This window comes from Haemophilus parainfluenzae, from assembly GCF_003252795.1.
Taxonomy (GTDB): domain Bacteria; phylum Pseudomonadota; class Gammaproteobacteria; order Enterobacterales; family Pasteurellaceae; genus Haemophilus_D; species Haemophilus_D parainfluenzae_K.
Genome location: NZ_QEPQ01000002.1, coordinates 310673 through 331186, shown reverse-complemented (window position 1 = coordinate 331186; position 20514 = coordinate 310673). Strand labels below are relative to the sequence as shown.

The window sequence follows — 20514 nt, the reverse complement described above, 5'->3', positions numbered from 1 at the left end:
TTATGAAATGTCGCCAAGCGACTCGACTCATTTCAGATGCGCAAGAACGCTCATTAATGACTAAAGAAAAAATTGGGCTCAATTTGCATCTTGCCATCTGTACACATTGCCGTAAATTTCAACGAAATTGTGGCACATTGAGAAAATTAATGAAGGATTTCAAAGGATAAAAAAGCGGAAGAGAACTTCCGCTTATTACTCTATTACTTCGCCATTAATGCTGTTGCACGTGAAATCACTTCTTTGACTTCATCATCCGTCAATTTACCTTCTTTCACAAATTGCACCTTGCCGGTTTTATCAAGCAAAATAATCACGCTGTCTTTTTCACGTAATCCCCACGCATTTTTAACCGCACTTTTATCATCTAAAATCACTTGGCTATGGGCATTTTCTTTTTTGCCTTTTTCTGCGCTACTTTTCACAAACATACCCGTGCCCACAACGGCATCATCAGCATTAATAATGGTCGTGGTTTGATATTTGGCTTGGTTAAAATGAGCTGCTTTGATGGCTTCGATCATCGCTTGATTTTTCTCTTTTGCCGCACTTCTGCCTGCAATATGCTGAATCACACGGACTTTGCCAGGTAATGCCGTTGAGCTCCACGATTTATACGCTACATCATTGCCATTTAAAGTGATTTCGCCTTTATCCGAAACCGTTACATTGGCTAAAAGTTGATTAGGTTGAATATTGTGAGCGAATGTATTGGCTGAGATTAAACTCCCCATCACAGCGCTCAAAAGCATGATTTTTTTCATAAATACCTCATAAATTCCGTGAAATGCCCATTTTTTGGCGAATAGTCACTTTTTTGTTATACTCCGTGCGCATTATACTTTGCTTAAATCAGATAAAGAAGGAAAAAGAAATGGATCAAATGCCAGCTTGCCCAAAATGTAAAGGTGAATATGTTTATCACGATTCTGTGAATTTTGTTTGCCCTGATTGCGGTAATGAATGGAATGGTAACGAAGCAGTTGAAGCCGATGAAGATCAACTGATTGTTAAAGACAGCAACGGTAATTTATTAGCCGATGGTGATGATGTACTTTTGATTAAAGATTTGAAATTAAAAGGTTCATCTGAAGTGTTGAAGAAAGGCACGAAATTCAAAAATATCCGTTTAGTTAACGGAGATCACAATGTCGATTGTGGCAAAATCATGTTGAAATCAGAGTTCTTGAAAAAAGCTTAAGAATTCTCAATAAAAAGAGCGGTCGATTTTAACGTTGTTTTAAATCGACCGCTCTTTTTTTATTTTCGTTATACCTTCGCAGGCTTCACTATTTCACTTGGATAACAACCAAGCACTTTCAGATAATTACTGAATTGCTTAAGCTCTTCCAAGGCAATTTGGGTATCTGGATGATGAATATTTCCTTCAATCTCCAAATAAAACATTTCCTCCCAAGGCTTGCCATAAATAGGACGAGATTCAAGCTTGGTCATATTAATACCGTGCTTTTTAAACACAAGTAAAGCATCCACCAAAGAACCCGCTTGTTGCGATGTTGTCATCAACAATAAAGTTTTCGTGTGAATTTGCGGTGAAACTTCTCGAGCTTGTTTTGCCACTACAATAAAACGAGTAATATTGTTCTCTTGATTCGCAATATTATGTTTTAACACATGTAAGCCGTAAAGCTTGCCGCCATCTTCATTGCCCAGTGCCGCAATATTCGGTTTATTCAAGCTTGATACAAGCTGCATTGCATGAGAGCTACTTTCGCAAAACTCAATATGAACACGCTCAAGGCTTTGAATAAATTGACTACACTGCTGGATTACCTGTGGATGGCTATAAAGCGTATCAATTTTGCTTAAATCATCTTGCTCATTCACTAAAACACAGTGCTTGATAGGATAAGCCAACTCGCCCACCAAAGATAAAGTGGTATGTTGAAGCAAATCATAAACTTCATTAATTGCACCTGACGTAGTGTTTTCTAAAGGCAGTACACCATAATCAGCTTCTCCACTTTCAACCTTTTCAAAAATTTGAGCAAAGGAGTCACAACTGATTTCAGCAAACTGCTGATTATAACGAGCCGCATAATTACGCGCAGCCAAATTAGAGTAAGAACCACGCTTGCCTAAGAAAGCAATATGTAACGTTTCTTCTCGTTGCTCATTGAGTTTTTTCTGCAAGTACACTTGTTGTGTTAATACAGAATCTTCAATGATTTTTTGGAAGACTGACGTAATATACTGTGGTTCAAGCTGATAATTTTGACTTTCAGCAAACTGCACAAGCTCTTGTAAGAGTTGTTGCTCCCGCTCTAAATCACGCAACGCTTTTTGCGTCACTTCTTTACTTCTTACTACATCATATGCCAGGCGGTGACGCTCTGAAAGCAGCTTTAACAAGCTGCGATCAATTTGCGTAATTTGCTGACGAATTTCTGATAAATCTAATGCCATTTCATTCCTTATTTAAAGGTTACTTCATTATGAGGGATGTATTTCTCAGCATTAATAGGTGAATTTTTCTCAAAAAATTCTTTTAAAACATCCGCATCAATAAAACCAGTGTTTACGAAAGTTGGATTTTTTGTCATAACTGGATAACCATCTCCACCCGCCGCATTATAACTTGGTAAAGAAATACGGTAAGTTTTATTTAAATCTAATGGTTTACCTTGAATTTTCACATTTTCAACTTTCTTCTCTGCACGATTTACTGTCATGCTGATACCTGAGTATTGTGCATAGGCACCAGAATCCACTTCTTTCAATGCGACTACATTTAAATAATCCAGTAATTCTTTACCGGTTAATTCAAAATAGCTCACAATATTACCAAATGGATGAATTTTTAAAATATCTTTATAAGTTACATCACCTTCTTGGATAGAATCACGAATACCACCAGAGTTCATGATACCAATATCTGCTTTTGTTTTTTGACGTTGTGCTTCTGCAATTAAGTGACCAAGGTTAGTTTGTTCAAAGCGGATGATAGTACGATCGCCTTCTAACTTACCTTTTAGTTTACCCACTTTTTGGCTTAATAACGCATCGCCTTTATCTTGGTAAGTTTTTAAAAGTTTTTCCATTTCTGGATCTTGTGGAATCTCTTCGGCATAGTTCACATATTCTGTTTTACCGTCTTCTTTTTTCACTTTTTTCTTCAAGTTCACTGGAATTAATTGATAATTCACTAATTTTAATTCGCCATTTTTGAACTCAAAGTCTGCACGACCAACATATTTACCCCATTCAAAGGCCTGCATAATCCAAGTACCATTTTGGAAATCTGGTTTACATGGCTGAGTTGGTTGATAATCTTTAATCCATACGCCTTTATCATCCACACAAATCGGATCATGGCTGTGGCCACCGATAATCATATCGAATGCACCTTTATCTAAATTACGTGCAAGACTTACATCACCTGGCGCATTTGAACCATGTTTCGCATCATAGTAATAGCCCATATGTGTTAAAGCAATTTTTACATCTGGCTTAACTTTTTCATTTAGCTCTTTTAATGTAGCTTTTGCTACTGTTGTTGGATCTTCAAACTTCACATTGTGAAGGTATTCTGGGTTACCTAATTTTGCAGTATCTTCTGTGGTTAAACCAACCACGGCAATTTTAAGATCTTGTTTATTTAAAATCGTATAAGGCTTAACTAAGGTTTTACCTGTTTTCGTATTAATCACGTTTGCAGATAAGAATGGGAAGTTTGCCCATTTTTCTTGCATATCAAGAATTTGTAGTGGATTATCAAACTCGTGGTTACCTAATACAGTTGCCTCATAGCCCATTGCGTTCATTGCTTTAATATCAGGTTCTGCGGTTTGCATATCTGACTCAGGTACACCAGTATTAAAATCACCTGCATTTAATAAAATGAGTGAACCACCTTTTTGCTCAACTTCAGCTTTCACGCGATTAACAATTGTTTTGTGAGCAGGAAAGCCATATTCACCTTTTGCATTCGGCCAAAAATGTCCGTGCGTATCATTAGTGTGCAATATGGTAAATTGATAGGTTTTGTCCTGTTCATATGCCATTGCAGCAGAAGTTACCAGCACAAGAGGAAGCACGGTAAATAATTTTTTCATAATAAAAATACCTCTATTTTTGACCGCTCTTTACCTTCGCATAAAACAAAAATAACAGAGCAAGATGGGAAATAAAAAAGCTATACTCCCGAAAGAAGTATAGCTTTTCAACAAAACATTGTTAGATGAGTACCTGCGCAGGTGCAATATAACCTTGTGGAACTTGTTTCTTATCTTCAAAGGTAACAAACTCCCACGCTTCCTGATCGGCAAGTACAGCACGGAGTAACTTATTATTTAAACCGTGACCAGATTTATAAGCTTTGAAATCACCGATGATATTATAGCCACACATATAAAGATCACCAATTGCATCAAGCATCTTATGACGAACTAATTCATCTCTGAAACGTAATCCGTCTTCATTTAAGATACGGTAATCATCTAATACGATAGCATTATCTAGGCTACCACCCAAGGCAAGACCTTGAGATTGAAGATACTCAATATCTTTCATGAAACCAAAGGTTCTTGCACGACTGATTTGATGTACGAACGCTTGTGCAGAGAAATCCATCACATAATTACGTACATTTTTACTAATCGCTGGATGATTAAAGTCGATTGTGAAATCTAAACGGAAACCATTGTAAGGTTTAAATTCTGCCCATTTATCACCGTCTTCTACTCGTACATTTTTCTTAATACGAATAAATTTTTTCGGTGCATTTTGTTCTTCAATACCTGCGTCTAAGAGCAAGTAAATGAATGGGCTTGCACTACCGTCCATGATTGGAATTTCAGGTGCATCAACTTCAATAATAATATTATCGATACCCAAACCGGCTAATGCTGCGTTTAAGTGTTCTACGGTTGAAACACGCACACCTTGCTCATTCACAAGTGCAGTACAAAGCATTGTATCACGCACTGAATCCGCATTCGCAGGGAAAGTCACCGGCGGATTAAGATCGGTACGGCAGTAAATCACGCCAGTATTCGGCATAGCTGGGCGCAACGTTAAGGTTACTTTTTTACCGCTATGTAAGCCTACACCTGTGACTTTAATGCTTTGTTTTAATGTTCTTTGTTTAATCATCTCTTTTACCTTATTGCTTCACAACAAGATTACTTCTACTCTTATTTCTCATCACGACCAAATGATGCCGGATTAAAGAAATTAGGATTATTTCTTAACTGTTCTAAACGGCTTGGATCAAGCGGTTTATTTAAGTTACCGTATTGCGGATTTTGTTCCTGTGCTGGTTCTGGTTGTGGATTATGTCTTAATGCATCTAAACCATGTAAACCAACTGGCGGTTGTGGCTGAATCGTTTCTTGTGCTACAGGTTGTTGAACCGGCGCTTGTTGTACCGCAGCTTGAGGGCGAGCAATCACTACCGGCTCAGCCGCAACAACATCACCTAAACCTGTTGCAACGATCGTGACACGAATTTCATTGCTCATTTCAGGGACTAAACTGGTACCAACAACGATAGTCGCGTCTTCTGATGCAAAGCTACCTACTGTATCACCTACCACGTTAAATTCGTCAAAGCCGAGATCCATACCTGAGGTAATATTAACAAGAATACCTTTAGCATTAGAAAGATCGACTTTCTCTAATAAATCATTTTTAATCGCAAGACGCGCTGCTTCTTCTGCACGACCTGCACCTGGTTCACTTTGAGCTGAACCGAAACCAATCATTGCTTGGCCCATTTCCGACATAACGGTTCTTACGTCTGCAAAGTCCACGTTGATTAAACCTGGAGACGTAATCATATCGGAGATACCCATAACAGAGTTACGTAATACGTCATTTGCAGCAGCAAAAGCATCAATTAACGTTGCATTTTTCGGGAGAACTTTTTGGATTTGTTGGTTAGGAATAATGATCATTGAATCCACGTATTGTGAAAGATCTTTAATCCCTAATTCAGCAAATTGCATACGTTTTTTGCCTTCAAAGCTAAATGGCTTAGTAACAACAGCAACAGTTAAAATGCCTAATTCTTTTGCAACTTTAGCGACGATTGGTGCGGCACCAGTACCTGTACCACCGCCCATACCGGCAGCGATAAAGACCATGTCTGCACCTTCAAGCATTTTACGGATTTCTTCTTGGTCATCTTCAGCCGCTTTACGACCTACATTTGGGTTAGCCCCCGCTCCAAGACCTTTCGTTGTTGCCCCACCGATTTGTACAGTTTGTTGAACTTGGCTTTTGCGTAATGCTTGCGCATCGGTATTCACCGCATAGAATACGATTTTACCGTGCTCTTCGCTATCAATTGCACTTTCGCCCAAGAAATTACCATTGAATTCCTGTTGCACCATGTTAGCAACCATGTGGTTAACTGCGTTACCGCCGCCTCCACCGACACCGACAACCTTAATCAGTGCACCTGTTTGCTCTTCAAAATCACCATACTCTGGGTATAACATTTGCTGTTCTCCGTTACTGCTAATACTCTGCTAGCACATTAATAAAAGTTAAATTTTTTCTATTGTAAATGAAAAAGCCAAAATGATCAAAATTCTGATTTCACTTTATTGAAAATATTTTTAAGGCCTTTCCAGAATTTTTTGCCTAATGCTTCATCACCATAGTTACTATCCACAGGATCATTATCACTATTTTGATGATGGTATTGTAATAATCCCACTACAGTTGAATATTGTGGGCGATTCACATAATCTGTTAAACCCGTAATATTTAATGGACTACCAATACGTACCTGGCAACCAAACACACTTGATGCACAATCTTTTAAATCTTCAATCTGTGCACCACCACCGGTGATAACAACACCCGCAATTAATTCAAATTTAATATGTTTGGTTTCTAAATCTGCTTTGAGCTTATCTAATTCGTCCTTAACAACGCCTAATAGTTCAATATATCTTGCTGAAGTGATTAAAGATAAATCACTTTTTGTTAAAGCGCGTGGTGCTCGACCACCAATACTTGCCACTTCAATTTTCTTATCACCATGTAAACGTGCCGGATATAATGCACTCGCATAATTCACTTTAATGCGCTCCGCCTCTGCACGAGAAACGGTACATGCATGAGCAATATCGTTCGTTACAATATTTCCTGCGTAAGGAATAACCTTGCTGAAACGCAATGAGCCATTGGTGTAAACCATCATATTCATGGTGCCTGCACCGAAATCAACTAAGCAAACACCAAGATCTTTTTCATCTTCAGTTAAAACAGAATGTGTTGCTGCAAAGCCGGAGAACACAACTTTATCAACTTGTAATCCACAACGCTCAACTGCTTTTTTCAAGTTATTCTGCCAGTCTTGGTGACACGCAATTAAGTGTACATTTGCTTTTAAACGAACACCTTGTAAACCTAATGGATTTTTAATATTAACTTGTTTATCTACGGCATATTCTTGTGGAATGATGTGTAATAAAGAAAGACCCTCAGGTAATTTCACTGAGCTCGCTGTATGTAAAGCATCATCAATTTCATCTTGAGTTACTTCATTTTCAGAAATAGCAACAAAGCCGCTCTCATTCAGGCTTTGAATATGTTCACCTGTAATCGCAAGTGTCACGCTCATAATTTGGCAATCAGCCATTGATTCAGCTGCTTCAATGGCACGTTGGATAGAATTAACAACGGCATCTAAATCAGTAATACTGCCACGATCAATCCCTTTTGATGGACAACTGCCCACGCCAAGTACATTTACTACGCCATCAGGAAGCACTTCCCCAACGACAGCAACAACTTTTGATGTACCAACTTCAAGACCTACAATTACTTTCGGTTCCAACTCTTTTGCCATTTTCTTATTACACCCAATAAATTATTTTTATTTCTCTGTCAATCCAACCGCCGCTGATGCAGATGCATAGCGCAAATCTACATAATCAATTCGTTTACCTTCAGGCACTTCAATTTGTGGATAAATCGTTACAAATCGATCTAATTTTGGTTTCCAATCTCCGCGCCCAAGTTTCAATACTATATCATTATCTAGCGTAACTTGCCACGCACCACGATCATCAATTGTCACACCTTTAACCACCAAATTTTTCGCTTTAAAATCAGCAAAAATTTGATTCCAAGCCTCTAATACTTTCAAGCTTTGATAATCCGGACCACCTAAATAAGGTAAAGCCTTTTCTTTTAACTTATCCATCGGCAATTGGAAAACTGTTCCATCTTTTGTAACAAACTCTGTTTTGTTCCAAATGGCGACTGGCTGATATTCTGATAACCAGATACTTAAACGATTTGGCCAAATTTTACGAACCACCGCACCTTTTACCCAAGGAATCGTTTCAAGCTGCTCTTGAATTTGCTTAACGTCTTGCCCCCAAAACCCCTTGAGTGAACCCATTTTGAGCAATACGTCTTGCACATCCGGATAAGTGGTAAATTCATTTTGGCCCACTAATGCATAGGCAGTAATTTTTCTATCACCGTCTAAGCTTTCGAGCCAACTTTGCCAGTTTGAATAAACGAAATACCCTAGCCCCGCACAAAGTAACACCAAAGCAAGTTTAATCTGCAACATAAAACGGAATTTACCTTCTCCGTTAGATGAGCGACCAAATTGCGTTGGCGGTGTATTTTTGCGCTTAATTACATTCATTACGCACTCAACTCCAAAATTTTCACGACGAGTTGTTCAAATGAAATACCGACTGTTGACGCAGATTTAGGGAACAAACTGTGACTTGTCATGCCAGGGTTTGTATTGACTTCGACTAAACGGAAATTGCCTTGTGCATCGGTCATTACATCAATACGGCTCCAGCCACGACAACCCACAACGTCATAAGCACGTTTAACTAATTTTGCTAATTCTTGCTCACGTTCAGCTGAAAGGCCCGCAGGGCAAAAATATTGAGTGTTATCTGAAATATATTTCGCATCGTAATCATAAAACTCACCTTCTGGCACAATGCGAACAGCAGGCAATACTTCGCCACCTAAAACAGGCACAGTTAATTCATCACCCGCTAACCACTCTTCAATCAAAATGGTGTTATCAAATTTGAGTGCATAATCGACCGCACTTTTTAATTCTTCGACTGCTTTTACTTTCGTTAAACCAACACTTGAACCTTCAAGAGATGGCTTAACCATCAAAGGTAAACCTAATTTTTCGACCACAGCTTGTGGGTTTAGTTCGTGAGCGTTTTCTTTCGTCACGATCTCCATATCGGCAACAGGTAAACCAAAAGCTTTCCACAACATTTTGGTACGCATTTTATCCATAGTTAATGCTGAAGCCATTACGCCACAACCAGTGTAAGGCAAACCAATTTGTTCTAATAAACCTTGCATGGTGCCATCTTCACCACCGCGACCATGTAAAATGTTAAAGACGCGATCAAAACCATCCGCTTTTAAATTCGCGACATTATATTCTTTAGGATCGATACCGTGCGCATTATAGCCTTGACTCACTAATGCATTTAACACAGCTGCACCAGAATTAAGAGAGACTTCACGTTCAGCTGATGTGCCGCCTAACAACACGGCAATTTTTTCTTGTTTTAAATTCATTGTTTTATCCTGTTTTCCTTTTATTCTTCATTGAAAAGTGCGGTTATTTTTTCGATGTATTTATGCTTTCCAACGCTCTGCTAAACCACGAGAAATTTTGCTTACACTTCCCGCACCTTGGGCAAGAATTAAATCACCATCTTGAATAATTTGATCTAACACATCACCAAGTTGTTCCGTATCAGAAACTAAAATTGGATCGACTTTTCCTAGGTTACGAATAGAACGACAAAGTGCTTTACTATCTGCACCTACGATTGGCGTTTCGCCTGCCGCATATACATCTAACATAATCAAGGCATCCACTTGGGATAAAACTTGCACGAAATCATCAAATAAATCGCGAGTACGTGAATAACGGTGAGGTTGGAAAATCATCACAATACGTTTATCTCCCCAGCCTTCACGTGCTGCTTTGATTGTCACGCCAACTTCTGTTGGGTGATGACCATAATCATCCACTAAGCGTACTTTACCATTTGGACGAATAAACTCGCCTAATTGGTCAAAACGTCTGCCCGCACCTTGGAAATCAGCAAGCGCTTCTAAAATCGCTTCATTGCCAATGCCTTCTTCTTTTGCGACTGCAAGTGCTGCGGTTGCATTTAACGCATTGTGTTTACCCGGTACATTTAATAATACATTAATACGCTCACCACTTGGACAAACTACGGTGTAATGACCTTGGAAACCCGTTTGTTCATAATCTTCTATACGATAATCAGCATGTTCACTGAAACCATAGGTTAATACTTGACGTCCAACTTGAGGAACTAGTTCCATTAACACGGCATCATCGGCACACATCACAGCTAAGCCATAGAACGGCAAGTTATGTAAGAATTTTACATAGGTGGCTTTCATTTTCTCAAAGTCACCTTCATAGGTATCCATATGATCCGGTTCAATATTGGTCACCACAGAAACCATTGGCTGTAAGTGTAAGAAAGAAGCATCACTTTCATCTGCTTCAGCGATTAAATAACGGCTTGCACCTAAATGCGCATTTTTACCGGCTGATTTAACTAAACCACCATTAACAAAAGTTGGATCCAGTTTCGCTTGAGTATAAATCATCGAAATCATAGCTGTAGTAGTGGTTTTACCATGGGTACCTGCTACCGCAATACCATGACGGAAACGCATAATTTCAGCCAACATTTGTGCTCGCTGAATCACTGGAATACGATTTTGTTTAGCGGCAATTAATTCTGGGTTATCTTCATGGATCGCGCTTGATACAACAACGACACTTGCCCCTTTCACATTTTCCGCTTGGTGACCAATGAAAATTTTTGCGCCAGCTTGAGCAAGACGTTGAGTCACGACACCATCAGCAATATCGGAACCAGAGATATCATAACCTTCATTTAATAAAATTTCGGCAATCCCACTCATACCGGCACCGCCGATACCAATGAAATGAATTTGTTGAACCCGACGCATCTCAGGAATAATTTTTCTAATCTCGTCCGAAATATGTTTCATATTATTTCACCTTTATTTTTAACCGCACTTTTAGGTTGTGAGTGTATTCCCCCCCTCTCAACCTATCTATTATTATTTCGCATTCTCTACGATAACATCAGCTACACGTTTAGCCGCTAATGGTGCTGACATTTCTTTTGCCTTAATAGCCATCGCAAGCAAAGTTTCACGATCTGTTTTTTCTAAGAAATCGACTAACACATCCGCATTTAATTCATTTTGCTGAACGATTTTTGCTGCACCGACATCGGCAAGGTATTTCGCATTTAAATATTGTTGTTGATCTTTATGCTGGAATGGCACAAAAATTGCTGGAGTCCCCACTGCAGCTAATTCACATACTGTTAAAGCACCAGAACGACAAATCACCACATCAGCCCATGCGTAGGCTTCCGCCATATCATCAATAAATTCTGTAATTTTGACCGAATCGGCATGTTCACCATAAAGTGCGGTCACACTTCCAACAGAACCTTTACCCACTTGATGACGCACTTCTAATTTATCGGCTAAACGCGCAACCACTTGTGGAATCGTTTGATTGAGTACGCGAGCACCTTGGCTCCCCCCCACGACAAGCACTCTCAGTTTTCCACTTCTTTCTGAAAAACGTGCTTGTGGTGATGGCATTTCAAATAAATCTTGGCGAACCGGGTTTCCTACCACTTCGGCATCTTTGAATGCAGTTGGAAAAGCTTGTAATACACGTGTCGCAATTTTTGCTAACCATTCATTGGTTAAGCCCGCTACGGCATTTTGTTCATGTAAAATAACCGGCACGCCACAAAGTTTTGCAGCGATGCCACCTGGGCCAGATACATAACCGCCCATACCTAATACCGCATTAGGTTGATATTCTTTGATAATTTTACGAGCTTGCAATACTGCTCTTAAAATAGCAAAAGGGGCACTAAGTAATGCTTTAATGCCTTTACCACGTAACCCTGAAATTTGAATGAAACGAATCGGAATACCATGTTTTGGTACAAGCTGTGCTTCCATTCGATCTTTTGTGCCTAACCAGCAAATTTCCCAACCTTCTTTTTGTAAGGCTTGAGCAACCGCGATGGCGGGGAAAACATGTCCACCAGTACCACCCGCCATAACTAATAATTTTTTACTCATAAATATTCCTAATCATCTCTCAAACGCGCTTGGCCGCCACGTTGTAATCTATTTTCATGGTCAATACGCAATAAAATCCCTACGGTTGCCGACATAATAATGATACTTGAACCACCGTAACTCACTAATGGGAAAGTTAAACCTTTTGTTGGTAACATCCCTAAGGCCATGCCTAGATTGACAAAACCTTGGAAGAAAATCCAGAAACTAATACCTAAAGCAAAAAAGCCACGGAAACGTTGTTCTAACATGAGTGATTCTCGTCCGATTTTCATCGCTCGGAAAATCAGTAACCCTAAGAGAATCACAACTACTAAAATACCAATAAAACCGAACTCTTCACCAATAATCGCCATGATAAAGTCAGTATGAGCCTCAGGAAGATAATCGAGTTTTTGAATGGAGTTACCGAGCCCTTCTCCGCTAATTTCACCACGACCAAAGGCCATCAAAGAGTTAGTCAGCTGGAATCCTGTTCCGTATGGATCTTTAAATGGCTCTAAGAAACCGGTAAAACGTTTTAAACGATAAGAGGCAGAGAGAACCAGCCATACAAAGAGAAGTATGCCTGTACCAATTAGCAAAATAAATTGCCAAAAATTCGCACCGACAATAAAAAGCATGCCAAAGGTAATAACGAAAAGTACAACGGTACTCCCTAAGTCAGGCTGAGCTAGTAAGAATATCCCTAATACGCCCATCACAATGAAAGGCTTAGCCGCACTGAATTTTTTACCACGTACTTCATCATAACGACGCGTAAAATAGCTCGCCAGGAAACAAGTTAAAGCTAACTTCGCAAATTCCGCAGGCTGGAAATTTAAAATTCCTAAAGAAATCCAACGTTTAGCCCCATTAACAGAAGTCCCGATACCAAGAACCAGTATTAATAAAACAATAGCTAACAAGAAGACTTTTGCGTGCCACTTTTCCCATTGAGAAGAAGAAATTTGGAGAGTTAAATAGCAGGTTGCTAAAGAAAGCAAGACATAAACGGCATCACGTTTAGCAAAATAGAATGTATCATTAAATACACGTGCACTGTAAGGCATAGAGGCAGAAGTTACCGCTACTAAACCAATCAGCAATAGCACGACAAAAAGCCAAAACAATGCGCGATCGTAAAGTAACCCTTGCGGCGTCACTCTCGCCCATTGTTCATAATTTTGTTTAATTTTATTGATAAATTCCATTACTACCCTAATTCTTTAAGCTAATTTTGCTAAACGAGTAAACTCTTCGCCTCGTTTCTCAAAAGAGGCAAACTGATCTAAACTTGCACAAGCAGGAGATAATAACACCATATCGCCTGATTTTAAATGTGGACGTAAAAATGCAATCGCTTGTTCCATAGTTTCAAACAAATGGCTTTGACTTGAAAGTGCAGCTAGTTGTTTGCCATCACGACCAAAGCAATATGTTGAAATATGAGGTTGATTGATTAAATCAGTGAGTTCAGAAAAATCAGCACCTTTGCCATCACCACCTAATAAAAGATGTAATGTTCCTTCAACATATAAACCAGCCAATGCCGCAACTGTACTGCCCACATTGGTTGCTTTGGAGTCATTAATCCAACGAATACCATTCGCTTGGTGTGCTAATTGGAAACGATGATCTAAGCCTTTAAATTGACGAAGTGCGGTACGAGTTGCCTCTAAATTTATCCCTACTGCTTGTGCTAATGCTGTAGCAGCTAAAATATTCATGTAATTATGACGACCAACCAAGGTTGCTTCATCACAAGGTAAAATGACTTCCTCTTTTGCCATTAAGTACTGTTTACCATTTTCGGTTTTCAACCAGTAATCCGCTTGATTTTCAGCAAAAGACACCACCTTCTTAGCCTGATTTTCACCTTCGCCAAAAGTGAGTTTATCTTCTAAATTCACTACCGCTGTTTCCGCATTATGGTAAATACGTAATTTGGCTTGGCGATAATCTTCTAAATCTACATAGCGATCCATGTGATCTTCTGTCACATTAAGCACAGTCGCTGCAGCAGCTTTCAAACTGTAAGTAGTTTCAAGTTGGAAACTGGAAAGCTCTAATACATAAAGATCGCAATCTTCATTTAATAATGACAACGCAGGGATGCCAATGTTTCCACCCATGCCCACTTTTATTCCCGCAGCTTTCGCCATTTCATAGACTAATGTTGTTACAGTGCTTTTACCGTTAGAGCCTGTAATCCCGACAATTGGCTTGGTGGCAGCTCGACAGAATAACTCAATATCCCCAATCACTTCCACACCCGCTGAAAGTGCGGTCTGAATTTCAGGTGTTTTTACTGCGAGCCCTGGGCTAATAACAATAATATCACTTTCAAGTAACCATTGTTGATTTAGGCTACCTGTATGTAAGGGAACATTTTTAGGTAATTTATCCGCACCTGCTGGATGTTGGCGAGTATCAATTACACGAATGTTAGCTTGTTGAGATTGAAGATATTCAACGCAAGAAAGGCCTGTTTTCCCAAGGCCTATAATGGTGATAGTTTTATTTTGATATAGAGTTGTCATGTTGTTTTTCTTCTCTCGTATTCTGGGATCACGCAGGGTGCAACAAGTGCACCCTACAAAAATTATCTTAGTTTGAGCGTTACAAGCCCCATCAACACCAACATCAAGGAAATAATCCAAAACCGAATAATCACTCTTGGTTCTGGCCAACCTTTTAATTCAAAGTGATGATGAATCGGCGCCATTCTAAAAATACGTTGTTTTCTTAATTTATAAGAACCCACTTGTAAAATCACGGACAAGGCTTCAACAACAAATACACCGCCCATAATCACTAATAAGAACTCTTGACGAACAAGGATAGCAACGACACCAAGTGCGCCACCTAGTGCAAGAGAGCCGACATCGCCCATAAAGACTTGAGCTGGATAAGTATTAAACCATAAGAATCCTAAGCCTGCGCCTACGATTGCGGTACAGAACACCACCACTTCAGAACTATATTTGATATAAGGGATATGTAAGTATTCTGCGAAATTAACGTTACCGGTCGCCCATGCGATTAAAGCAAATGCACCAGCCACTAACGCTGTTGGCATAATTGCAAGACCATCTAAACCGTCGGTTAAGTTTACCGCATTCCCTGTGCCCACAATCACAAAGTAAGACAACACAATATAGAATAAACCTAATTGTGGCATGATATCTTTAAAGAATGGAATGACTAAACGAGTTGCATCGGTATCATGACCTAACCAATACAACCAAATGATCGCCACTAATGCCACAACAGACATCCAGAAATATTTCCAACGCGCAATTAAACCGTCTGTATTTTTACGCGTGATTTTACGGAAATCATCCACAAAGCCAATTGCACCATAGCCAAATAACACAAATAAACAAATCCAAACATAAGGATTCGTTAAGTTAGCCCATAATAACGTACTTACACCGATGGAGAATAAAATCATCACACCGCCCATGGTTGGCGTACCTTTTTTCGCAAAGTGACTTTCAGGACCGTCATTACGCACTTCTTGACCAAATTTTAAGATTTGAAGGCGTTTGATCACTTTCGGACCAATCCATAAAGAAATGAAAAGTGCGGTCAATAATGCCAAAATCGCACGTACGGTAATATAGGAAATGGCATTGAATGCCGTTTCATAGCGAACTAAATATTCAGCAAGCCAAACTAACATAAGCTATCCTTTAATGAATAAATCGTCTCTTCCATTTTCATTGAGCGCGAGCCTTTCGCTAATACGACGACTTTTTGGTTTTCTTGTAATTTCTGTTTAATAATATCTAACGCATAAGCTGTTAATTCAGCTTTATCTTTAAAATGTTTTCCCAAAACAGCCTCAGAAATGACCGCGCTTTCTGTTCCATAAGAAAGCACTAAATCTAATTTAGCTTGTTTTGCATGCTCGCCCACTTGTTGATGACATTTTAGACTATCCTCGCCTAATTCTTTCATATCGCCCACAAGTAGAATACGGAAAGCATCGTAACCTTTTAAAACATCAATTGCCGCTTGTAAAGAATCCACATTTGCATTGTAAGTATCATCTAATAACAACAAATTTTCATTCACTTGAATAGGGAATAAACGCCCTTTTACTTGAGAACGGTGTTCAAGCCCTGCTTTAACATCAGCAAGACTTGCGCCGACATTCATAGCAAGTGCGGTCGCTGCCAAGGCATTTTTTACATTATGCTCACCTAAATAAGGTAAATTCATTTCAATGCTGCCTTTTGGTGAAACTAACGTAAACGTTGAACCATTTGATGAATGTTTTACATTTTCAGCTTTGTAATCGCCACCATTAAAATATTGAATAGCATGTGAACCAATTTCTTTTTGCCACAATTCAATATAATTATGTTCGCAATTAATAATGGCTACACCATTTGGGGTTAAACCGCGATAGATTTCACCTTTCGCACGTGCTACGCCCTCAATTGAACCAAACCCTTCTAAATGTGCAGCCGCGACATTATTCACTAATGCGGCTTCAGGCTGAGCAAGATGCGTAGTGTAATCAATTTCACCTTGATGATTTGCACCTAATTCAATAACAGCAAATTTATGTTGTTCGGTTAAGCGTAATAACGTTAATGGCACGCCAATATCGTTGTTGAAATTACCATTCGTGAATAACACGGCTTCAGGGTTGCCTGCTGTTTGTTGCAAAATCGATGCAGTCATCTCTTTCACTGTGGTTTTACCTGATGAACCAGTCATCGCTACGGTACGAGGATTAATTTTTTCACGTAACCATTTTGCTAATTGACCAAGGGCTAAACGCGTATCTGAAACAACTAATTGTGGTGTTGAAATGTTAGTGTTAGCTTTTTGTACAACTAAGGCTGTCGCACCTTGCTCAACGGCTTTATCTAAGTATTGATGTGCATCAAAATGCTCACCTTTTAATGCAAAGAAAAGCGAGTTGGATACCGCTTTACGCGTATCCGTATTGATATTTTCAACAACGACCTGCTCATCGCCAATAAGATCAGCATTTAAAATTTGGGCAAGTTGTTGGGTAGTAAGTTTAATCATTATGTTTATTTTTTCGTTAAATAGATTTCAGCCACTTCTTGATCAGAGAAATGAAATGTTTTATCCCCAATGATCTGATAGTTTTCATGACCTTTACCAGCAATCACAATCACATCGTTTTCAACGGCATTCTCAATGGTAAATTTGATAGCTTCTTCGCGATCCGGAATCACACCAACGTCTTCCATGCGACTAAACCCCGTAAGGATATCTGCTTCAATTTTATTTGGGTCTTCTGTGCGCGGATTATCTTGGGTTACGATCACTAAATCTGCAAACTGCTCAGCCGCTTTTGCCATCAGTGGACGCTTGCCCGCATCACGATCACCGCCACATCCAAAGATACACCAAAGTTTACCTTTGCAGTGTTCACGCGCAGCATTTAATGCCTTTTCTAATGCATCCGGAGTATGGGCATAATCAACAATAACTGTTGGTTTTCCTGCTTTTTTAATCAATTCCATTCTTCCATTTACCCCTTTTAGCTGTGAAACCGTACGGATAAGATCGTCGAAAGAATAACCTAAAGCCAATAAAACAGTCGTGGCTAACAGCAGATTACTCACGTTAAAAGCACCAATTAATGGGCTATGTAATGTGCCATTACCCCAACTTGAAGCAACATCAATCACCGCACCTTCGTGAGTAAAACGAATCTGTGTTGCATAAAGCCATTGTTTAGAAGTTGGATGGAAATCTGAGCGGCAGCTAACTGCAATACCATTTGGTAATTCGCTTAACCACGCAGCTCCAATTGGATCGTCAGCATTAAGAATTTGTAATTCCGGTGCTAAATCAACGAAAAAGCGTTTTTTAGCTTCAGCATACTTTTCCATTGTCTCGTGATAATCCAAATGATCGCGACTTAAATTGGTAAAAATAGCAACTTTAAATTTGAGTGCTTCAACGCGATGTTGAACCAACCCATGTGAAGACACTTCGATAGAAGCAAAATCTGCGCCCTTCTTTACAAAATCAGCGAGATTTTCTTGAACTTCAACGGCTGAACCAGTGGTATTTTTTGCTTCCTTGACTTGACCTAATAAACCATTGCCAATAGTGCCCATGACCGCGGCTTTATGACCTAATAAGGTTGCCCATTGAGCTAATAATTGAGAAACCGTAGTTTTACCGTTTGTTCCTGTTACACCAACTAACGTCAGTTTTTCGGAAGGATGTTCATAGAATTTACCTGCCAATGCAGAAAGATTGGCAGATAAATGATAATAATGAATCACTGGCACATTATTTTGCCATTGGATGTTTAAATGCTCGTTTTCTAAATCTGTCTCTAAAACGACCGCACTTGCACCAGAAGAAATAGCTTGAGGAACAAATTGACTCGCATCAAAACGATGCCCTTTGACTGCCACAAATAGATCTCCTTGAGTCACTTTGCGGCTATCTAACACCATCGCCTTCACATTAATGTCTGAAAGCACCGGAAGATCAAAAAGTGCGGTCAATTTTTTCATTGTTTTGCCTTTTTTTAATTCATTTTTTCAAGTTTTTGATCGCTTAAGCGAACGGTACGTCTTGCTGTTTTTTCTGTTGGTTCTGCATCTGGCGCAATACCATTTGCGCGTAATGCATAGCCCATTATGCTTGAGAATACTGGCGCAGATACCGCACCACCATAGTACTGTCCAGCTTTCGGATCGTTAATCAAAATAACTAATGCATAACGTGGATCGCTAATTGGTGCAATACCCGCTGTAAATGCCACATATTTATTAACATAGTGACCATTTTCAATTTTACGCGCTGTACCTGTTTTCACACCAACACGATAACCTTCAACCATCGCACGTTTATTTTTGATTGCCACTTTCTCCAACATACCCACGACGTCTTTCGTGATTTTTTCAGAGAAAACACGTTGACCAATAACCGGCGGATCTACTTTAGTAATAGAAAGTGGGCGATAAATCCCAAAGCTACCTAAAGTAGCATAGGCACGCGCAATTTGTAATGGTGTTGAAGTAATACCATAACCATAAGCCACAGTTGCACGTTCGATATCTGCCCAACGTTTACGGTTTGCATTTAATACACCGCGTTGCTCACCAATTAAGCCTAACTCTGTATCTTTACCCAATCCTGCATTTTGGTAAGTTTCCATTAATGCTGAAGGTGGCATACGTAACGCAAGGCGGCTCACACCACGGTTACTTGAGTTAATCAAAATTTCATCTAAGGTTTGTTGTGGGCGAGGTGCCACGTCCACAATTTCTTTACCACTTACGGTAAATGAACCGGTATTAATTACCTCATCACGTCTCACTGCACCACGTTGAAGTGCGGTCAACACAACGAAAGGTTTTACGGTTGAACCCGGTTCAAATGTATCGGTAATGGCACGGTTACGTTTTAACTCATCTTTGACATTAGCCAAATTATTTGGATTGTAAGAAGGTGCAGTTGCCATTGCTAACACTTCCCCCGTACGAACATCCACCAATACGGCTGTGCCTGATTCTGCTTTGTTCTCAGTTACCGCTTTTTTGATTTCACGATACACCATGGATTGTAATTTTTCATCAATACTTAAGGTGACATCTTGTGCATCGTATTTTTTCTCATCGGCAATATGTTCAACCACGTTACCACGTTTGTCTTTACGAACAACACGAGCACCGTCTTTGCCCACTAACATTGAGTTAAAGCTTGCCTCAACCCCTTCAATCCCTTTACCATCGATGTTAGTAAAACCGATTAATTGGGCCGCCTCTTCTACACGAGGATAAAAACGACGTGGTTCAGTTTCTAATGAAATACCTTTAATTTTGAGATCACGAATATAATTCGCTTTGCTCGCTTCTACTTGGCGCGCTAAATACAAGAAACCTGATTTTGCATTTTTCTCAACTTTTTTCACCAACTCTGCTGGCGTCATATTTAATTCATTTGCGAGAGCTTTAATACGTTCTTTATCATCTAATGCATTTTCTTTTAACATTAAACGAGGTTCAGCCACAATTGCACTCATCGGTACACTCACCGATAACAATTGGCCGTTACGATCTAAAATTGAACCACGAACAGAAAGGACGTCATCTTTCCGTAATGAACGTTTGTCCGCTTCACCAGAAAGGGTTTCAGAATTAACTGATTGCACATAAGCAGCACGAGCCACTAATGCGCCTAATCCTAAGAAAATAAAACTTGTCGCAATAAGATAACGACCACGAAGGAAGCATTTCTCAAACACCATCTTCGGTTTGTTTGGTTTTACTGACGCAGGTTGAGCCAATTTTCTAATTGTTTTCTTTGGCTTTCCTGGTTTCTTAGAGGAATTAAATCTAACCATTT

General features: G+C 39.5%; 18 protein-coding genes. 2 read left to right on the top strand and 16 right to left on the bottom strand.

Annotated elements, in window-relative coordinates; all coding sequences use genetic code 11:
* The first annotated feature begins 2 nt into the window (after positions 1-2).
* The gene (locus DPV81_RS04155) at positions 3-170 is read left to right on the top strand and encodes a zf-HC2 domain-containing protein (RefSeq protein ID WP_049366225.1); all 168 of its coding nucleotides are present in this window, start codon (positions 3-5) and stop codon (positions 168-170) included.
* 33 nt (positions 171-203) lie between these two features.
* Here the strand turns inward: DPV81_RS04155 and DPV81_RS04150 are convergent, their stop codons facing one another.
* Entirely contained in the window at positions 204-764 is a 561-nt protein-coding gene (locus DPV81_RS04150; RefSeq protein WP_049366223.1) for a YtfJ family protein, read from the bottom strand.
* A 110-nt stretch (positions 765-874) separates the two neighbouring features.
* Here DPV81_RS04150 and DPV81_RS04145 point away from each other — a divergent pair, with 110 nt between their 5' ends.
* Complete coding sequence (locus DPV81_RS04145; RefSeq protein ID WP_049371882.1) at positions 875-1201, top strand: zinc ribbon domain-containing protein YjdM; 327 nt, start codon at positions 875-877, stop codon at positions 1199-1201.
* Positions 1202-1269: 68 nt separating this feature from the next.
* Here DPV81_RS04145 and pheA read toward each other — a convergent pair whose 3' ends face one another.
* From pheA to DPV81_RS04070, 15 genes are all read right to left on the bottom strand, one after another.
* Positions 1270-2427 carry a prephenate dehydratase gene (gene pheA / locus DPV81_RS04140; RefSeq protein ID WP_070868835.1) on the bottom strand — a complete coding sequence of 386 codons (1158 nt, stop codon included), beginning with the start codon at positions 2425-2427 and terminating at the stop codon, positions 1270-1272.
* An 8-nt stretch (positions 2428-2435) separates the two neighbouring features.
* The gene (gene ushA / locus DPV81_RS04135) at positions 2436-4076 is read right to left on the bottom strand and encodes a bifunctional UDP-sugar hydrolase/5'-nucleotidase UshA (protein WP_111386887.1); all 1641 of its coding nucleotides are present in this window, start codon (positions 4074-4076) and stop codon (positions 2436-2438) included.
* A 121-nt stretch (positions 4077-4197) separates the two neighbouring features.
* The gene (gene lpxC, locus DPV81_RS04130) at positions 4198-5115 is read right to left on the bottom strand and encodes a UDP-3-O-acyl-N-acetylglucosamine deacetylase (protein ID WP_049373919.1); all 918 of its coding nucleotides are present in this window, start codon (positions 5113-5115) and stop codon (positions 4198-4200) included.
* 41 nt (positions 5116-5156) lie between these two features.
* Positions 5157-6464: a cell division protein FtsZ gene (gene ftsZ, locus DPV81_RS04125; RefSeq protein WP_005696524.1), complete on the bottom strand. Its 1308-nt coding sequence runs from the start codon at positions 6462-6464 to the stop codon at positions 5157-5159.
* An 86-nt stretch (positions 6465-6550) separates the two neighbouring features.
* Positions 6551-7825, bottom strand: a complete 1275-nt coding sequence (ftsA, locus tag DPV81_RS04120) for a cell division protein FtsA (protein ID WP_005697680.1) — start codon at positions 7823-7825, stop codon at positions 6551-6553.
* 27 nt (positions 7826-7852) lie between these two features.
* Complete coding sequence (locus tag DPV81_RS04115; RefSeq protein ID WP_111386885.1) at positions 7853-8638, bottom strand: cell division protein FtsQ/DivIB; 786 nt, start codon at positions 8636-8638, stop codon at positions 7853-7855.
* Positions 8638-9558 carry a D-alanine--D-alanine ligase gene (locus DPV81_RS04110; protein ID WP_032822683.1) on the bottom strand — a complete coding sequence of 307 codons (921 nt, stop codon included), beginning with the start codon at positions 9556-9558 and terminating at the stop codon, positions 8638-8640. Before DPV81_RS04110 ends, DPV81_RS04115 begins: the two co-directional genes overlap by 1 nt.
* Positions 9559-9618: 60 nt before the next feature.
* The gene (gene murC / locus DPV81_RS04105) at positions 9619-11046 is read right to left on the bottom strand and encodes a UDP-N-acetylmuramate--L-alanine ligase (protein ID WP_111386884.1); all 1428 of its coding nucleotides are present in this window, start codon (positions 11044-11046) and stop codon (positions 9619-9621) included.
* 72 nt (positions 11047-11118) lie between these two features.
* Positions 11119-12171: an undecaprenyldiphospho-muramoylpentapeptide beta-N-acetylglucosaminyltransferase gene (murG, locus tag DPV81_RS04100; protein WP_111386882.1), complete on the bottom strand. Its 1053-nt coding sequence runs from the start codon at positions 12169-12171 to the stop codon at positions 11119-11121.
* A gap of 8 nt (positions 12172-12179) precedes the next feature.
* Complete coding sequence (gene ftsW, locus DPV81_RS04095) at positions 12180-13364, bottom strand: putative lipid II flippase FtsW (protein ID WP_049366214.1); 1185 nt, start codon at positions 13362-13364, stop codon at positions 12180-12182.
* Between the two features lie 15 nt (positions 13365-13379).
* Complete coding sequence (gene murD, locus DPV81_RS04090; protein ID WP_111386881.1) at positions 13380-14693, bottom strand: UDP-N-acetylmuramoyl-L-alanine--D-glutamate ligase; 1314 nt, start codon at positions 14691-14693, stop codon at positions 13380-13382.
* 62 nt (positions 14694-14755) lie between these two features.
* A complete protein-coding gene (gene mraY, locus DPV81_RS04085) occupies positions 14756-15838 on the bottom strand; it encodes a phospho-N-acetylmuramoyl-pentapeptide-transferase (RefSeq protein ID WP_005696533.1) in 1083 nt (360 codons plus the stop codon).
* A complete protein-coding gene (gene murF / locus DPV81_RS04080) occupies positions 15832-17202 on the bottom strand; it encodes a UDP-N-acetylmuramoyl-tripeptide--D-alanyl-D-alanine ligase (protein ID WP_049373925.1) in 1371 nt (456 codons plus the stop codon). The genes mraY and murF overlap by 7 nt, the downstream gene beginning before the upstream one ends.
* A gap of 5 nt (positions 17203-17207) precedes the next feature.
* On the bottom strand, positions 17208-18677 hold the full coding sequence (gene murE / locus DPV81_RS04075; protein ID WP_111386879.1) for a UDP-N-acetylmuramoyl-L-alanyl-D-glutamate--2,6-diaminopimelate ligase: 1470 nt from the start codon (positions 18675-18677) through the stop codon (positions 17208-17210).
* Positions 18678-18691: 14 nt separating this feature from the next.
* Positions 18692-20512, bottom strand: a complete 1821-nt coding sequence (locus DPV81_RS04070) for a penicillin-binding transpeptidase domain-containing protein (RefSeq protein WP_111386877.1) — start codon at positions 20510-20512, stop codon at positions 18692-18694.
* Positions 20513-20514 lie beyond the last annotated feature (2 nt).

Bases quoted from the DNA above. Each gene is read 5' to 3' on its own strand.
- DPV81_RS04155 (WP_049366225.1), top strand. From the start codon at position 3: ATGAAATGTCGCCAAGCGACTCGACTCATTTCAGATGCGCAAGAACGC.
- DPV81_RS04150 (WP_049366223.1), bottom strand. From the start codon at position 764: ATGAAAAAAATCATGCTTTTGAGCGCTGTGATGGGGAGTTTAATCTCA.
- DPV81_RS04145 (WP_049371882.1), top strand. From the start codon at position 875: ATGGATCAAATGCCAGCTTGCCCAAAATGTAAAGGTGAATATGTTTAT.
- pheA (WP_070868835.1), bottom strand. From the start codon at position 2,427: ATGGCATTAGATTTATCAGAAATTCGTCAGCAAATTACGCAAATTGAT.
- ushA (WP_111386887.1), bottom strand. From the start codon at position 4,076: ATGAAAAAATTATTTACCGTGCTTCCTCTTGTGCTGGTAACTTCTGCT.
- lpxC (WP_049373919.1), bottom strand. From the start codon at position 5,115: ATGATTAAACAAAGAACATTAAAACAAAGCATTAAAGTCACAGGTGTA.
- ftsZ (WP_005696524.1), bottom strand. From the start codon at position 6,464: ATGTTATACCCAGAGTATGGTGATTTTGAAGAGCAAACAGGTGCACTG.
- ftsA (WP_005697680.1), bottom strand. From the start codon at position 7,825: ATGGCAAAAGAGTTGGAACCGAAAGTAATTGTAGGTCTTGAAGTTGGT.
- DPV81_RS04115 (WP_111386885.1), bottom strand. From the start codon at position 8,638: ATGAATGTAATTAAGCGCAAAAATACACCGCCAACGCAATTTGGTCGC.
- DPV81_RS04110 (WP_032822683.1), bottom strand. From the start codon at position 9,558: ATGAATTTAAAACAAGAAAAAATTGCCGTGTTGTTAGGCGGCACATCA.
- murC (WP_111386884.1), bottom strand. From the start codon at position 11,046: ATGAAACATATTTCGGACGAGATTAGAAAAATTATTCCTGAGATGCGT.
- murG (WP_111386882.1), bottom strand. From the start codon at position 12,171: ATGAGTAAAAAATTATTAGTTATGGCGGGTGGTACTGGTGGACATGTT.
- ftsW (WP_049366214.1), bottom strand. From the start codon at position 13,364: ATGGAATTTATCAATAAAATTAAACAAAATTATGAACAATGGGCGAGA.
- murD (WP_111386881.1), bottom strand. From the start codon at position 14,693: ATGACAACTCTATATCAAAATAAAACTATCACCATTATAGGCCTTGGG.
- mraY (WP_005696533.1), bottom strand. From the start codon at position 15,838: ATGTTAGTTTGGCTTGCTGAATATTTAGTTCGCTATGAAACGGCATTC.
- murF (WP_049373925.1), bottom strand. From the start codon at position 17,202: ATGATTAAACTTACTACCCAACAACTTGCCCAAATTTTAAATGCTGAT.
- murE (WP_111386879.1), bottom strand. From the start codon at position 18,677: ATGAAAAAATTGACCGCACTTTTTGATCTTCCGGTGCTTTCAGACATT.
- DPV81_RS04070 (WP_111386877.1), bottom strand. From the start codon at position 20,512: ATGGTTAGATTTAATTCCTCTAAGAAACCAGGAAAGCCAAAGAAAACA.